The organism is Candidatus Synchoanobacter obligatus, from assembly GCF_024259865.1.
GTDB classification, from domain to species: domain Bacteria; phylum Pseudomonadota; class Gammaproteobacteria; order Comchoanobacterales; family Comchoanobacteraceae; genus Synchoanobacter; species Synchoanobacter obligatus.
Genome location: NZ_JAKUDN010000002.1, coordinates 223,439 through 239,196, shown reverse-complemented (window position 1 = coordinate 239,196; position 15,758 = coordinate 223,439). Strand labels below are relative to the sequence as shown.

Below are 15,758 nucleotides of genomic sequence, written 5' to 3'. Positions count from 1 at the left end.
GATTTCAAGTAGATGTTTGCGCTGAGCATTTGGGATCAAAAGCCGCCACTTTAATATACTGCCCCATTTCAAAAGGCAATAATAATTTTTTGTCTCTTGCTGTCAATGGCAGACTACCAAGATGCGCCATTATAAAATCAGCCTGCGTGCCAAACTGAGCCAACTGGTATCCTGCTTTGGCTGCACACTCTTCAACCAAAGTCCATTCAACCGCACAGGTTAAGTCTTGAACCCCCGTCTTTGCCAATGAAAACGGCACAACTTGATGGTTCTCAATACACAACAGCGTCCCTAGCATACGGTCAGGATGATAATACTCCTCTCGCTCATAACCGTAATCAAGCAGCAACCAAGGCCCCTCAGACCTTGTCATCTGCCCAAGAGCCTGGCCATAGCCGCTCGCATACTCAAAAACATATGGACTCGGCCAAGATGGCGAAAACTGCTCTATCAACGCTTTAATCTCAGGCGTCACAACCGCAGGCTCTAAAACCAATTGGTAACCAGCCCTCTCACGCTTGACCAAAAACTCTTGCAAGCCTTGATCAATATCCCAGCAATATCGATGAAACGGCAAAGCATCCAGCCACTCATTGGCAATAACGGCACCCGAAAATCCCTGTGGGACCTGATCCACCCAAACAGCCCTAGGATCACCAACCAGGTCTTTTGAAGGGCCTGGATTCATGTCACATAAGCAATAACGCCTCAGCCCTGGCATCTGCTCTAAAATCTGATTGGCCAAAACACCACTACCTGGGCCCAACTCAAGCACGTCATCAACACCTTGTTCACATAACCAGGCAACAATCGCTTTTGACAAAATAGGGGAGAGCAAAGGCGCTGTGACAAAATCCCCCTGCTGCCCAAAAACAGAGCCATGACGCATGTAGTAGCCCTTATTTGGATGATACAAGGCCAAAGACATATACTGGGAAAAGTTTATCCGCTCTCCCACAGCCATAGACTGACCCAAAATATGATGCGCCTTACTGTCTAACATAAGTTGTCTTGGACATTAACCAAACAGCAAATAAATAAACTACCATTGACATAGCCAACAACACCTCTGTTACTAACAGCGGGCTTATGTTCGCAACACCAATCATACAATATCGAAACAAATTCCCAACGTACAACAACGGATTTAACCACGCAACGCTTTGCCAAAAATCTGGCAGCATGTTCACCGAATAAAACACCCCTCCCAGCATGATTAAAGGACTCAACAGCAGTGTTGTCATAATGTTTAAATCATCAAACGACGAGGCTAGCAAGGCATTCACAAGACCAAGCAATGAAAACAAAATAGAGGAAAGCAAGCAAGCTCCCACAAACAAGACGGGGTAGGTGAGATAATACCCAACCAAAAAATAGGTGGTTAGCCACACCACCAATGCACACAACATCCCTCGATAAATACCGCCAACAACGAATCCGGCAATGATTTGGTGATCATTCAAGGGAGAGCACAGCAGCTCGTCAAACGACCGATGGAACTTTTCAATAAAGACTGAAAACGCTGTATTCGAATAACTATTTACAACCAATGCCAACATCACCAAGCCGGGAGAGACAAAACCCGCATATGGCACACCATCTACAGCGCCAACCCGTTCTCCTAGAACAAAACCGAAAATAGCGAAATATAACACCGTTGTCACAATTGAGGGGAAGACCGTTTGCCGCCACAAGCGTATCACTCGATTTATCTCCCTCTTCATCAACGTTCCCGTTGAGACCAGCCAATAACCCACATGCGCCTCCTTTTCAAATCAATTTATTATAAGCACGTTTAAGCCCATATCCCAAGAAAAAACCTGAAATGCTTGCAATCCTGGCACCCCTCCCGCTATACTTAATAAAAAGGAGTCAAACTATGTCTATTACAAAATCATTAAAGGAACTGTATGAGCACGCATATGCCTTACTGCCTGAGTTTAAAATACCTGCCGCCCTGTCAGAAAAGCTTCCCAACATAACAGGAACACAATATCTAATCGCGATTTCGGGTCTCTTAATTCTTGCCAATGCAGCCAGCATCTTGCTGACGGCAACTCAATATGGCCTTTATGTTGTCTTAACCGCTCAATTTTTGTTATCGATGTTAAACGAAATGCCCTCATCAAGACTTTTAGGGAATGTAGTCTGCAGCATTGCTCTTTACCTCACCCCGGCATCATTTCTTACTGTTTTGGCATTTTCTCCAATCATTTATTCAGTGGGGAGTTGTGCCGCAAACATTACTCAGATAGCTCGCAGTCAAAAGGTTTCAGCAGAAGAGAGCGGGGGGCCCACAACACACGCGGCTCTCCCTAAAGGCAATGAGGCCCTAAAAACCTTTAAAATGTTTGATGCTGTTGCCGCTTACCAAAAACTTTCAGACACTGTGTCTAAAGTCCTGGAAATGCCGATGCCGCTGATATAACGCTCAGTGCTGCGCACACAAACATCACTAGAACTTCAGTGAAAACTGGCATGAAGCTTGTTGGCTTCTATTCCGCTTCGCATGGTGCCCTCCTAAGAATGGGAACGTCATGTCAAAGTTAAAAGGGGCCCTTATGGGCCTCTTTTTATTTGGGTGAAATACCGGGAAGATTGGTTTTGGCGAGCAGAGCTTGATGTTGAAATGAAACTTCCCCAGTGTGAGGAACATATTGGATTACTGGTGTTCAGGCAAGGCGGGGTGTATTAAGAGCTTGGGGGTGGGCGTTGTTATATCCTAAAGTTATTGTGTTATGCGCCACCCTTGGTAGGCATTGTATCGGGCTTGTGTGTGAGTGTGGTCGGTGAGTTCAGACATGGTAAGCGGGCATTGTCAGCCCATGCCTTGTTGGGTTAGGTAGCGCTGTTATCGCCGAAGCCCTAGGTAGTTTGGCTTCGGAAGTACTGCTCTAATCGGCTTTTAGGACTGCTTACATAGCCGATTTTCTTACCAGAGCTTTCTATCTTTTGCAAATACGCAGCCAGGTCAGCGCCTGGCTGAAGCGTTAATTCTATTGTTTTGCTATCCTTTGCCACAGCCTGAATATAGTCCTGCTCGTAAAGCGTGTCTATTTCTGATTGCAGGTGCAAGACCAAGTGCCGAGACTGGTCGGACAATAGTAAATCATCTTTATGCCCTTGGTCAATAATCTTCCCATCGTGCAGAATGGCTAGGCTGTCACACAGATACTCTGCCTCTTCCATATAATGGGTTGTTAAAAGAATCGTTGTGCCCTTCTTATTAATCTTCTCTAACAGATCCCAAACATCCTGCCGGAGATCAACATCCACGCCAGCTGTTGGCTCATCAAGTATCAGCACCTTGGGCTCAATCATCAGCGCACGAGCCAGCAGAACCCGCCGCTTCATCCCGCCAGAAAGCTCTTTAACCATAGAGTCTCGTTTGTGCAACAGGCCCAGGTCGTCTAAAACCACTTCATAGCGCTGATTGATATCCACTTTTGAGAGACCATAAAAGCCACCGTGATTAAACATCACCTCACGAACCGTATTAAACACATTAATGTTGAGCTCTTGAGGCACTACCCCTATTAACCTTTTGGCCATATAGGGGTCATCTGCCACATCATGCCCAAAAATCTTTACAGCACCTGAACTTGCCCGAACCAGACCAACAAGGATGCTGATTAACGTTGTTTTTCCAGCACCATTTAACCCCAGCAAGGCAAAAAACTCCCCCTGCTTAATGTTCAGTGACACGCCGTCCAATGCCTTGGTGCCCTTGGCATAAGCTTTATGAAGATCGCGAATCTCAATTGCACTAACCATATTGCTCCTCAAACAGCGGATCAATGACATCGATTGTATCACCAACATCCAACCCTGGCTCAATGTGTCGGTCCATGAGCATGACAACTGTTGATCCTAATGAGAAAAAGCCAACAGGCTCACCCTTTGAAAAACGAACCCCAACCCCTGGCTCAAATCCGGCAAGCTTTGGGCAATGGATGCTGCCAACATTCTTGGCCCCCACCAAAACCAACGCCAGCTGCCTTCCTGCATCGTCTTTTGCCAGAATAACCTGCCTTAAGTTTTCAGCAAAAAGCATGGGCAATCGTTTGATTAATTGTGGCGCGACGCTCTCTAACTTCCCAGGGACCTCATAGTAGTCCTCAACAACCATATCAACAGGAGCATGCACATGATGATAGTTTCCGGGCGACAAATAAAACACAATCCCCGTTTGAAAATAGGGCGCCTCCCGGTCTAACAGCTTTGCAATCGTAAATCCAGCACCCTTGATTGGCATGGTAGCATTATGAGAAAGCTTGCCCCAAAATGCAATTGATGACTCAGCAGGACTGACATAGCCTTGAACCAAATCTTGCCCTCGCATCTTAACCGTTAAATCTCGCTTACGCAGAAAAAAAGACAGCAAACAATCAAAATCTTGAATCTTATGTCCATAATAATCCGCCTTCATTATTTTTGCATAAACAAAGATAATCACTGTTGATAGCACAGGAATTCGGCACAAAAACAAAAATCTTACAAGCTTGGCGACCAAGCCACGGGTTAGCATAGGGGTTTGATGCGTATTCATTCCTACAGTGTATTTTTCTCCCATATAAATAGCAAGGATTTTATGTCAAGCTTGGGGATACAAAAAAAGACATTGATTTTTACCCACAAAAGAGTATCATTAACCCAAAAGAGCTATAAAAATGAAACAATTAAAAAACATTGTTGCAACATCAATCAGCTGGGGCTTGATCTTATATTTTAGTTCCGGATATTTTCTTATGCTCCTGGAATTTGGCTTCATCTCAACGCCTTTCTTGTTTGACATCCTTGGTATAACGACATTATTGACGCTATTGTCACAAAGAGCCTATGAGTCCTCTACCGGAAAATCCATTCCCTTTTGGAAGCGCCTTTGGCAATTGATTCAAATGCTCATTGTAACCTGCATAGGACTATGCGGGCTGTCTGACGTTTTTCAAATAATCGCCTTCCTATGGATAAGCCATGCTCCAAGCCTCATCCACAGTCCCTTTAACTTTATTTTTAACATCAAGGAAGAGGGAACTTTTAAAGACCTTATTTTAACCTTTATCATATCTATGTCTGCACTTAATCTATCTTTTGTGCTGACTAAATTTTTGGCAGGCTCACCCATTCTTCTGATCGCTAGATTGAAACGTTGGTCCCCTGCCATTATTGTATCAGCTACCGTTGGATTTATTTACGGAACCCCGCTTAAGAACCTCATCTACATCCCCTCAAAAAACGTGACCAAAAAATTCTTTATTAACCTGAAATCAGCCAAGCAGGCACTCAAAGCACATTTTTTGCAGATATTTTCTATGCTGCTGTTTGCCACGATACTTCTCACCCTTGCAACGGACGTCGTCACGGCAGGGCTCATCGCTACCTGTGCGCATTATCTATGCTCTAGTAGCCTTTACTTTTTAGCAACAAATGTCGTTTATTACATTATTCAGCCATTTGCCGAAGAGCTTATCTATAGAAACTTCTTGGTTCGATATTTCCAACAGTGTGGCCTTTTGGCAACTGATTACACCTTGAGCCTTGAGGCACTGCTACCCATAGCACTCCTCGGTGGTTGGCTTTTTGCCCTGCCACACTTTTTAGCACGATCCATGTCTAACAGCTTAATACCTTACATTGAGCTCATGCTTGCAGGAGCAGTGTACTCTTTGGTGACACTATTTTCTGGCAGCATAGGATCCAGCAGCATGCTGCACTCTTACTGGAACTTCTCTTTGTCACTCCTCCCGAGACACGCTAACTTTGGGCTCTATTATTATGTAACAAATAGTAGTCACTTCTTAAAATCAGAATACATAGCACTGGTAGACACATGCATACAGCTATCTCAATGTTTGAAATGCGACAAGACCGAGACCTCTCTTGCCTTTAATGCTTAAGGGGATCATAGTAAAAAGCAATGCAAAATTCCAGTTAACGTGACAAAAAACAATATGGCCCTAAAGGATACAACAAAGCAGCTGGAAAACTATCTGAGAACACTCATAGCCTGGGCAGGTGTTTTTCAGGTTGCCTATGACACCCTATCATACCTATTCATTGAGGGTGTCGTCTCAACGGTATTTTTATTTATCCTCCTAAAGATCACAATCCTTTTGACTCTTTTGTCACAAAAATCTCTTGAGACCAGCACAGGACAGCCTATTCATCTCTGGAAAAAAGTCTGGCAGATACTTCAGATGATACTCTTAACCTGTGCCGCTCTGGGGGGCTGCCCAAGCGTTTTTTATACCGCCTTATGGTTATGGGTTGGTTATGCCCCAAGCCTGATCCACAGTCCTTTTAACGTCTTATTCAACATTGAAAAAACAGGCCCTATTGGCGACCTTATGTTTACTATTGCCCTGACATTTTTAGCCCGAGAACTGCACTATGCAATGATGGATTCCCTCTTCAACTCAAACTTTGCTCTTCTTAAAGACCTAGACCTATGGCTTCCCATGATTCTGACACCAACCATCATCGCCATAACCTATGGTGTGTCATTAAAACAACTCATATTTATCCCTACAGATAGGCTAAAACATCCGACATTTATTACCAGACAGTCACTCAGAAAAGCTGTAAAAGTTCACTTCTTTAAAATCTCGACGTTGATGATTACAGCAACGATCCTCCTAACGCTTACCAATGATGTTATCTCAACAAGTTTCCTAACAGCCTGTGGGCAATACCTCACCTATAGCAGCCACCGTATCTTTTTTATAAACACCATTTACTCCATTGTTCAGCCATTTGCTGAAGAACTCATCTACAGAAACTTCTTAACGCAACTCTTTCAAAAGACGGGACTCCTAAAAACAGGCAGCACCATATGCCTAGAGACGCTATTACCGATATCTTTTCTCTCAGGCTGGTTGTTTGCGATACCGCACTTTGTTGTCCTATCTGAGCCAACAACCTTAACACCTTATATCAATCTAATGTTTTCTGGCGCTTTATACTCATTGATCACACTGTGCTCTGGAAGTATTGGATCAAGCAGTATACTTCACTCTTTTGGTAACGTTTCAATCGCACTCATTCCAAGCCATGCTGACCAGCGGTTGTTTTATTTTTTCAACAGTTATGCTTGGTACTCAAAACTGACCATAGGCATCTTTGATTTTTTTGCCTCAACATATCAATACTTAAAAAGAGGTCTCCCCAAAAGAAAAGCCTTTATTCCCCCAAAGCCATAAAGCATTGACCCTAAAAAAAACCTCAAGTTTTTGGATACCGTGAGACCCTTTTTACAATGGTATAACCAAGAGGCTAAAGATATTGATAATTAATTATTTATGAGGCATAATCCGTATAATTCAGAACAAGTGATCATTATGCACGAAAAACAAACAGAGCAAGTTACGGATCAGGATAAAAGCTTTTCTCGTGAAAAAATATTAAAAGTTTTTTCAGATCTTTTATTCCTTGCTGCTAGAAAAGGGCATACAGAAACTGCTGAGTTATTGATTAGTAACGGTGCGGAAGTTGACTATGCTGATGATTCGGGAGAAACTGCGTTGATAAAAGCTGCTTATTATGGAAATACAAAGACTGCTGAGCTATTGATTGATAAAGGCGCTAATGTTAACTATGCTGATGATTTAAGATGGACTGCGTTGATGTTCGCTGCTTCTTATGGAAGCACAATGACTGCCAAGCTATTGATTGATAAAGGTGCTAATGTTAATCTCGCTGACGATGAGGGATGGACTGCGCTGCATAGGGCTGCTAAGCAAGAGAATAATGCACCGTATGATGGTGGTGAGCAGGATTATATAGGTACCATTGAGCTATTAATTACTAGAGGCGCTGAAGTTGATAAGCCAACAAATCATGGCAGCTCTGCGCTGTGTTTGGCTGCATGTGAATGGAATATAGCGATTGTTAGGTTATTGATTGAAGAAGGTGCTAATGTTAATCACGTTGACAGTAATGGAGGAACTCCGCTAATTAATGCTGCTTTAATTTGTGACAGTGAAATAGCTGAGCTGTTAATTGCTAAAGGTGCTAAAGTGAACCATACTAATAATGAGGGAAATACTGCGCTAATAGAGGCTGTTGGAGGTGGTCGCTATTCCGATAATGATGATAATCTTGAATGTGTGAAGTCCTTGATTGCCAAGGGAGCTGATATTTATCACGCCAATCATAAGGGATGTACTGCCCTAATAGAGGCTGTGAGCAATCATTCCGTAGGGGCTGCTGAGTTATTGATTGACAAAGGAGTTGATATTCATCACGCTGATAACACAGGCAAGTCTGCACTGATGTGGGCTTCTCATGAAGGGGAAGTAGAGGCTGTTGAATTATTAATTGTTAGAGGTGCTTCAGTCAATCAAACGGATAAGGACGGCAATACTGCATTGATGCTGGCTCTCTTCCAAGGCCATAGAGAGACTGCGGAGCTACTGATTTCTAAAGGGGCAGAGGTCGATCACGCCGACAATACAGGCAAGTCTGCACTGATGTGGGCTTCTCATGAAGGGGAAGCAGAGGCTGTTGAATTATTAATTGCTAGAGGTGCTTCAGTTAATCAAACGGATAAGGATAATAAGACTGCATTGATGCATGCTACTGATGAAGGTCATACTGAAATTCAAAAAATATTAAAACTGGCTGGAGCTCCAGGTGATATTGTTAAAACCGGAGATGTGACTTGTTTTGAAAGCGAGAATGAGGCACTGGCTGTCCTCCATCGCTTTTTTAAGCAACGGCTACAAAGCATCCTCAGGCCTTTTATGCCTTCATTATTTAAATCAGTAAACACGTTGCTATTAGTACATAATAAAACTGCAGGCAATACAGAGAACACTCTTCCTCCCTTGCCAAAAGAAATATGGCTGCATATCATTGGATTTATTCCTCTTTCATTTACCAACGGCGTTTTTAAATACACAGGTTTAGCTGAAAATTCAGCCACTGTTTCAAGTGCCACATTGTCTCCCATAGTATCTTTTGCACTAACATATCCTAAAGTTATTAATATTCAATACGGGCAAGGACTCGAGAGTCAACAACTTACAAAGAAAGACCTGGGCATTGATGATATGTTATTAATGGAATCTATCGCATAAATGACTATCTGACAGCAAAAGGCACATTTAATATTGCAGGCATTTTGGCTATTGAAATGATACAGTTGCCAGTGTTATTATCATCATACTCCAAGTTTGGGTGCCCCTTGACACTTTTTTGCAACTGTATGGTCAAGAACATGATGCGGAAACAGCTCGTTATAAACCTCACCAATAGTTTTAGACACCAAATCACCATCATGTCTAAACGCATTTCGTTTACTTGTGTATCTTGTGATTTCTAACCTTATATCAGATCGTCCTCTGGTGCCCTTTTTCCGAAACAGTGCTTCACCATGGCCCGTTGGTCTTGTGCCCAAAAGATTTTTTAGTGTGAAGAAGGCATCAATTCTTGCTTGTTTCTCAATATCTCTGGCAGTGTCACTGTCACAGCTAGAAAATGAACTGTCTAGATACTTGAGTATGTGAGCAATCATGTTTATTGTGTCATCGGATCCGAGTATGTTTTGGAATAATGCTGTTAACCCAACACATCGGCATGAAGACTTAATGCATGTAAACCGTAATTAATAGAAGCAATTAACATTAGCTCACTCCTCTGGTGTGTTAAGGAAGGCTGCATTAAAGTTATCTGGATTGCCCGCAGAACTATCTACGACAGGAATCACAAGATCGCTTGCCTCAATCAGTCCAAGATTATGCTTTTTGCAATAATTAAGCACCTGCTTCATACCCCAAAGTGTATCACCAGATAAAAGGTCTTCGATTTTGCCAAGCGGCTCATCAAATGGCGTAGTTATTTCCTGACCTGAGCCAAGCATTATCTTTACATAGGAAAGGGCGGTTCTCTGAGATTTGACAAAATCAAGCTGCTGCCCTTCAACACGCTTAGCCGCCTCTTGGATAGATGGAATTAAACTATCAGCAAGCTCAGATATCTTATCTTCTGGCGCAAACCCCGAACACATGTAATTCTCTACAATATGGAACTTTTTGTGACGCATACGTCTTATCAACCTAGAGTCATTTGTACAGGTGGATAATGGCTGGAATATTGACGGGCATAAATTATCTTTAATTAAGAAACTAAAGCATACATTTCGGCTATACCAATATGAATGGATATATGATGAAACACAGGCAGCAAGATGGCTTAATGCCAGGCAGTCAATATGCTGGGAAGAATCACTGCTCTCATAGGCGTCATCATATGTTTCTTTAAGAAAACAGATAGTGTCCTCGTCAGTTGATAATGCATTTATTCTACTTTCTACCAATGCTCTATTATAGAAAGGCTCCAAGACATAGTGATTGACTTGTTCTTTTGAAATTGGATGAAGTGTTATGTCGTATCCCATTTTTATGCTCTAAATGTAATTTAATATTTTATCGCTCTCCACCAAAATGTGCAAGGGCATTATCAAGAGCATGATGAGGAAACAGCACATTATAAATCTCACCAATAGTTTTAGAGACCAATGCATCATCATGTCTAAACGCGTTTCGTTTACTTGTGTATCTTGCAATTTCTGCCTTTATATCAGATTGTTCTCTTGTGCCTATTTGCGCAAAGAGTGCTTCATCCATACCCTTTGGTCTGGTGTCCCAGAGCTTTTTGAGTGTGAAGAGGGCATCAACCCTTGCGTATTTCTCAACATCTATTTCAATCTCACTATCTAATTTGGGAAATGGACGACCTAGATACTTGAGTATGTGAGCAATCATGTTTATTGGATCATCGGATCCTGGCCCTTTGTTTCCCCGGAGGCTTGTCCATAAAAAACTCTTTTCATCAGAAGATTCAAGCTGTTGGATTCCTGCTGTAGCAATGAGTAAATTATCGACGATTGATTGATAACCACTGTGAACATGGTTGCTAATTATTGCAATCAGTTGGTTAAATAGCGCTATATCAGTTGTTTGAAAGAACTGTAGTTGGTGACCCAATATACCATGCAACTTTTTAATATTTGCATTAGTATAATTTTCGAGCTGAATGACGCCTAAATAGTGACGGATCATTGATCGTTTCGCTGCAATTAGATTGACTTGATCTTGATCACATAGCTGAATCAGCTTTCCTGCAAACTCTGAAAGAGGGGTTAAGACCCCGTTATGGTAGTCAGCGCGTATTATCAGTGAATCAGAAGGCCATATGCTAGCACCTGCTAATGCGTGGGCATTAGTCATCTTATCAACTGGTGATGCACCTGCAAATGCACTGGCTCCACCACCGCTTGCAGAAGCGCCAACTTCTCTCTTATGGTCGGTTTTTTTTAACATTGTTGTTTTCTTGGGGCTAGGGCAGACAAGCTTCATAAATGCTTCTTCCCATTTTTTAGCTTTGATTGGAAAAAACTCCTTCACTCTAAATGCAAACTCCGCTATTTTCGCATTTAGCGCTTCTTTTATCGTACGATGTGTCGCTACTTGACGCTTTTGTATGCTTACAGCCTCCCATGTTTTTTCAACCAAAGCGATACATTCATATATTATTTGATAGTTGAGTACTATCTTAATATCCTCCTGCTCTACCTTATTTAATGCTATATGACAATCTTGAATAGCATTAAGTGCAAAACTGATTTCTTCAGATGTTTTCGAAGCCTTTAGGGGTTCCATTAGCTCTGAGGCTTTACTAATAGACTGGTATTGCGTTAACTTCTTAACCCAAGCTTTAGGGTTATCAAGAGATCGAAAGTGCTCGGAGTACTGTTCTACATATACAGCGATAACCGCATTTTTTATCGCTTCTAACTTCTGTTTGTATCTGACTAGGCTCTCTTGAACTATATACTCTGACTTATTGCTTAATGCTAAGCATTTCTCAATTATATCACAGATCCTTGATTCAGAGACCGTTGTTTCTTGAACAACATAGGTTGCAACGAGCCCCCCTGTATCGCTAGAAGTGATGTTTGTTTGCATCTTGTCTAATTCTTTAAGAGCAACCAGTCCCTTCTCAGCTGACGCTTTTAGCTTTAACAACTGCTCACTATCCTTCATGTTTTGTTGTTTTTTAGAGACCGCCGGCAACAAAGAGGAGAGTCGTTTTTCTAATAACTGTATTAGGTTGTTCCTAGTATTTAGCTCTGTATATTGTTGAGACAATCGGGTGATAAGTAATTGAGTATTTGTTGAAGCAATCTGAATATCACCCCTTATATCAAGCTTGCCAAGTTCAGCTACAGTCGCTTTAATGGCAGCTGTATTCGCTGGTTCATTATAAGCTTGGTCTTCTAAATAACCCTTCTCTAAAAGCCTTTTGCAAAACATAGCCGATGGGATAGAAATTTGCTGAGATGGCCCCAGAAGAATTAAATGTTCCGATTTAGAAATCTGATTCTTTTCGTCAAGCTTGCAGAATGCGCCAAGTGACTGCCAATAACTATTCACTTGAGCAGCTATTACGAGTTTCTTTTCTTTATCAATTTGAGACAAGTGTCTTTTCTGGCGCTGCTCAATTTCTAGTATTTTTTTATCCAAATCACTGATTAGTTCTTTAATGTTGCTTGTACAAGCAATGGCACCACCCTTAAATGATAGCTTTAACGATGCATCCTTTTGTGCCTTTTTTACTACAAGATCAATTTCTTGGTGCTTATTTGGAAGGGCAATATGGGCTGATTTTCTGTGCTCTTCAAGCCCACTCGCAACAAGATCATTCGCCTCAATAAAGGCAGATTTAATCTCATCCTTTATTGTTGTTAAGGATGTCGACTCTGGTTTCCCAAGCAAATATCTACTGAGACTATCCGCATCCATGTCGATATTTACTTTAGTTTTAGCAAGCGAGTGAAGAAGCACCGTTAGAGCAGAAATAACTTGATGAGGCTCAGCGCCTGCAGTGATTAATCGCTTTATAATCGCTATATTGTTCTTTTTAAATGCAATTGAAAAGACTTTATTGTAATCACTCGGTTTAAGGCCGGACTTTAGCACTTGGGGAAGTAATGATTTTGCGCAAAGATCATGATCATTGCATATTGCGATATAGAGTGGGGTTTGGCCATCAACCATGGCCTGATTAACCTCAATGCCCCCTTTCTGCAAAAGCGCATTAACAACATCAAAGTGTCCATTTCGTGCAGCGATAAAGAGTGGGGTTGCACCCTTAGTAGTGGCGTGATTGATTTTAGCATCTGCAGCAATAAGCGCCTCTACGATATTTGCGTGTCCGTTTTGTGCAGCGATGTGGAGTGGGGTTACGCCATCATTCATAGCTTGATTAATTCCAGCACCTGCAGAAAGAAGTGTCTTAACAACCTCAAGGTGTCCGTTTTGTGCAGCCATAAAGAGTGGGGATTTGCCATCATCCATAACCTGATTAACAGAAGCACCTGCAGCAAGAAGTGCCTTAACAACCTCTAGGAGTCCATTTTGTGCTGCGACCATGAGCGGGGGTCTGCCATCATTCATGACCTGATGAACAGCGGTATCTGCAGCAAGAAGTGTCTTAACAACCTCAAGGTGTCCTTGTTGTGCAGCGATAAAGAGTGGGGTTATATCACCATTCATAGCCTGATTAACCTCAATCCCCTCTTTCTGTAAAATCGCATTAACAACATCAAGGTGTCCGTTTTGTGCAGCGATATAGAGTGGGGATCTGCCATCATTTATAACCTGATTAACAGCGGCATCTGCAGCAAGAAGTGTCTTAACAACCTCAAGGTGTCCTTGGTGTGCAGCGATATAGAGTGGGGTTCTGCCATCATTCATAGCCTGATTAACCTCAATCCCCTCTTTCTGTAAAATCGCATTAACAACATCAAGGTGTCCGTTTTGTGCAGCGATAAAGAGTGGGGTTGCGCCATTATTCACAGCCTGATTAACAGAAGCACCTGCAGTAAGAAGTGCACTAACAACATCAAGGCGTCCTTGTTGTGCAGGGATAAAGAGTGGGGTTGTGCCATCATCACTAGCCTGATTAACAGAAGCACCTGCAGTAAGAAGTGCATTAACAACCTCATGTTGTCCTTGGTGTGCAGCGATATAGAGTGGGGTTCTGCCATCATTCATAGCCTGATTAGCATCGGCGCCTGCAGTAATAAGTGCCTTAACAGCATCTAGGTGTCCATTTTGTGCCGAGACAAGGAGCGGGGTTGCGCCATTATCTGTTGTTCCCTGGTTAACAGCGGCATCTGCAGCAAGAAGTGTCTTAACAACATCAAGGTGTCCGTTTGCTGCAGCGGTAAAGAGTGGCGTTTCGCCAAGATTGTTAGCCTGATTAATATCAGCCTTTGCACCTATAAGCTTATTAACAGCCCCTATGCCGCCATTTTGTGCAGCGATATATAGCGGGGTTGCTCCCTCAATATCGGGCTGATTAATATCAGCCTTTGCACCTATAAGCGCATTAACGACCTCTGTGCAGCCCCTGTATACTGCGATAAGTAAATCATTCATTATGATATCCGATTATACTATTAATTATGTCTTATTTTATCACCATTGTTGCCATTTTACAAACAACACAACATCAATGCTGTAGTGAACACAAAGATCAAGATTCTCCCAACAATAAATATCTTTCATAACCGCTTATAAGCCCAATCATTGCAATATAGGTTCTGAAATTAGGATCATTAGGCCTAAGAAAGTTACTTCAATCAATAAAACATAAACAGACAATTAAATACTATATGACTACAATGCTACTCGTGTGCAAACCCTCTCAGCACAACGCTCAGGACAACATGTTTTTTATCCAACTTTATTATTCTCCTAATCTAGGTATTTTCCCAGGTGCTTCCCCCCCCGCTCCTCGGGGCTTTGGTTTTGTGTGAAACATTGAGGAACCAACCAATGAGCTGCACTGCATCTCTTGATGAAGCGCTTCAATTTTCATCCATAATTTTTTATTTGCTTCTTTTAATGCATTATTTTTACTAAAATATTCTATTTTTACATTGGTCATGGGGCATTTTTGATCACCGCCTTGTTTTTGCATCTCCTCCCAGCATGAGCCCTCAATAGATTGACCACTTGGGTGAAACACCACCGGATCATATAATGGCTCATGTGATATAGGGCAGTATGCCATAAGGCCTTTAATCTCTACATACCTATCTTTGTAGGCAGGATTAGCCTCCAGTCTTTTAGATATAAAGGCATGCCATGATTTCCGCAGTGTCAGCTCGCATGCTAACCTTCTTTTGTTTTCAGCAGTAGCGCGTGCACTTTCATAATCCGCACCGCTGCTAAAGAGGCTCTCTATAATATTAACAAACCCAAATTTTGAGGCAATATATAAAGGGGTTCTACCTTCTGCATCTTGATGGTTAATGTCTGCTCCATGCTCAATGAGTACCTTAACAACCTCTAGGTGTCCTTGTTGTGCGGTCATAAAGAGTGGGGTTGCGCCATTATTATTAGTTTGCTTCACAGAAACGCCGGCAGCAAGACATTCCTGAACAGCATGGAGATTGCCAACTTCTGCTGCTTATAATAATTTTTGACATAAATCAGAAATTTCATCTATATTTATTGGCACTTTACTGCTCCATCGCTCTATTAACYATATGATTATGAGGCAAATATCTGTTTATGTCAAAAATTAAAGGGGTAGGCTGCCTTTTGGGATATTTCATATTTATATGTATCCTCAGTGAGCACTGAATCAAGCGGCCACTTCTAGGCATCAGCTGCATCTAATGTTAAAAAGGTCTTGAAATGACTCGTGCGCTGCGTCTGAGAAATATGGGTCGCTTTTTAATTTGC

The 15,758-nt window shown here is 42.1% G+C and carries 11 protein-coding genes and 1 pseudogene; 4 read left to right on the top strand and 8 right to left on the bottom strand.

Annotation, left to right across the window (positions count from 1 at the left end):
• Positions 1 to 4: 4 nt before the first annotated feature.
• Together MKS91_RS02920 and MKS91_RS02915 are read right to left on the bottom strand one after the other, a co-directional pair.
• Entirely contained in the window at positions 5 to 1,003 is a 999-nt protein-coding gene (locus MKS91_RS02920; protein ID WP_258569345.1) for an SAM-dependent methyltransferase, read from the bottom strand.
• The gene (locus MKS91_RS02915; RefSeq protein WP_258569344.1) at positions 990 to 1,757 is read right to left on the bottom strand and encodes an ABC transporter permease; all 768 of its coding nucleotides are present in this window, start codon (positions 1,755 to 1,757) and stop codon (positions 990 to 992) included. Before MKS91_RS02915 ends, MKS91_RS02920 begins: the two co-directional genes overlap by 14 nt.
• Positions 1,758 to 1,879: 122 nt before the next feature.
• Here MKS91_RS02915 and MKS91_RS02910 point away from each other — a divergent pair, with 122 nt between their 5' ends.
• Positions 1,880 to 2,428: a hypothetical protein gene (locus tag MKS91_RS02910; protein WP_258569343.1), complete on the top strand. Its 549-nt coding sequence runs from the start codon at positions 1,880 to 1,882 to the stop codon at positions 2,426 to 2,428.
• Positions 2,429 to 2,865: 437 nt separating this feature from the next.
• Here the strand turns inward: MKS91_RS02910 and MKS91_RS02905 are convergent, their stop codons facing one another.
• On the bottom strand, positions 2,866 to 3,774 hold the full coding sequence (locus tag MKS91_RS02905) for an ABC transporter ATP-binding protein (RefSeq protein ID WP_258569342.1): 909 nt from the start codon (positions 3,772 to 3,774) through the stop codon (positions 2,866 to 2,868).
• Entirely contained in the window at positions 3,767 to 4,573 is an 807-nt protein-coding gene (locus MKS91_RS02900; RefSeq protein WP_258569341.1) for a phosphatidylserine decarboxylase, read from the bottom strand. Before MKS91_RS02900 ends, MKS91_RS02905 begins: the two co-directional genes overlap by 8 nt.
• A 97-nt stretch (positions 4,574 to 4,670) precedes the next feature.
• On the opposite strand from MKS91_RS02900, the gene MKS91_RS02895 reads away from it, so the two are divergent.
• The 3 genes from MKS91_RS02895 (at position 4,671) to MKS91_RS02885 (ending at position 9,077) form a co-directional block, all read left to right on the top strand.
• A complete protein-coding gene (locus MKS91_RS02895; protein WP_258569340.1) occupies positions 4,671 to 5,897 on the top strand; it encodes a CPBP family intramembrane glutamic endopeptidase in 1,227 nt (408 codons plus the stop codon).
• 39 nt (positions 5,898 to 5,936) lie between these two features.
• A complete protein-coding gene (locus MKS91_RS05315; protein ID WP_258569339.1) occupies positions 5,937 to 7,199 on the top strand; it encodes a CPBP family glutamic-type intramembrane protease in 1,263 nt (420 codons plus the stop codon).
• A gap of 138 nt (positions 7,200 to 7,337) precedes the next feature.
• Positions 7,338 to 9,077, top strand: coding sequence for an ankyrin repeat domain-containing protein (locus MKS91_RS02885; protein ID WP_258569338.1), 1,740 nt, complete (start codon positions 7,338 to 7,340; stop codon positions 9,075 to 9,077).
• Positions 9,078 to 9,160: 83 nt separating this feature from the next.
• Here the strand turns inward: MKS91_RS02885 and MKS91_RS02880 are convergent, their stop codons facing one another.
• The 4 genes and pseudogenes from MKS91_RS02880 to MKS91_RS02865 all read right to left on the bottom strand — a co-directional run.
• Entirely contained in the window at positions 9,161 to 9,514 is a 354-nt protein-coding gene (locus MKS91_RS02880; RefSeq protein ID WP_258569337.1) for a hypothetical protein, read from the bottom strand.
• A 114-nt stretch (positions 9,515 to 9,628) separates the two neighbouring features.
• Complete coding sequence (locus tag MKS91_RS02875; RefSeq protein WP_258569336.1) at positions 9,629 to 10,396, bottom strand: hypothetical protein; 768 nt, start codon at positions 10,394 to 10,396, stop codon at positions 9,629 to 9,631.
• Positions 10,397 to 10,424: 28 nt separating this feature from the next.
• Positions 10,425 to 14,444 carry an ankyrin repeat domain-containing protein gene (locus MKS91_RS02870; protein ID WP_258569335.1) on the bottom strand — a complete coding sequence of 1,340 codons (4,020 nt, stop codon included), beginning with the start codon at positions 14,442 to 14,444 and terminating at the stop codon, positions 10,425 to 10,427.
• Positions 14,445 to 14,754: 310 nt separating this feature from the next.
• Positions 14,755 to 15,468, bottom strand: a pseudogene (locus tag MKS91_RS02865) (ankyrin repeat domain-containing RING finger protein); the annotation flags it as partial.
• Positions 15,469 to 15,758 lie beyond the last annotated feature (290 nt).

What these genes read in the sequence shown, in the direction of transcription:
- MKS91_RS02920 (WP_258569345.1), bottom strand. Translation starts at nt 1,003, where the DNA reads ATGTTAGACAGTAAGGCGCATCATATTTTGGGTCAGTCTATGGCTGTG.
- MKS91_RS02910 (WP_258569343.1), top strand. Translation starts at nt 1,880, where the DNA reads ATGTCTATTACAAAATCATTAAAGGAACTGTATGAGCACGCATATGCC.
- MKS91_RS02905 (WP_258569342.1), bottom strand. Translation starts at nt 3,774, where the DNA reads ATGGTTAGTGCAATTGAGATTCGCGATCTTCATAAAGCTTATGCCAAG.
- MKS91_RS02900 (WP_258569341.1), bottom strand. Translation starts at nt 4,573, where the DNA reads ATGGGAGAAAAATACACTGTAGGAATGAATACGCATCAAACCCCTATG.
- MKS91_RS02895 (WP_258569340.1), top strand. Translation starts at nt 4,671, where the DNA reads ATGAAACAATTAAAAAACATTGTTGCAACATCAATCAGCTGGGGCTTG.
- MKS91_RS02885 (WP_258569338.1), top strand. Translation starts at nt 7,338, where the DNA reads ATGCACGAAAAACAAACAGAGCAAGTTACGGATCAGGATAAAAGCTTT.
- MKS91_RS02880 (WP_258569337.1), bottom strand. Translation starts at nt 9,514, where the DNA reads ATGATTGCTCACATACTCAAGTATCTAGACAGTTCATTTTCTAGCTGT.
- MKS91_RS02875 (WP_258569336.1), bottom strand. Translation starts at nt 10,396, where the DNA reads ATGGGATACGACATAACACTTCATCCAATTTCAAAAGAACAAGTCAAT.
- MKS91_RS02870 (WP_258569335.1), bottom strand. Translation starts at nt 14,444, where the DNA reads ATGAATGATTTACTTATCGCAGTATACAGGGGCTGCACAGAGGTCGTT.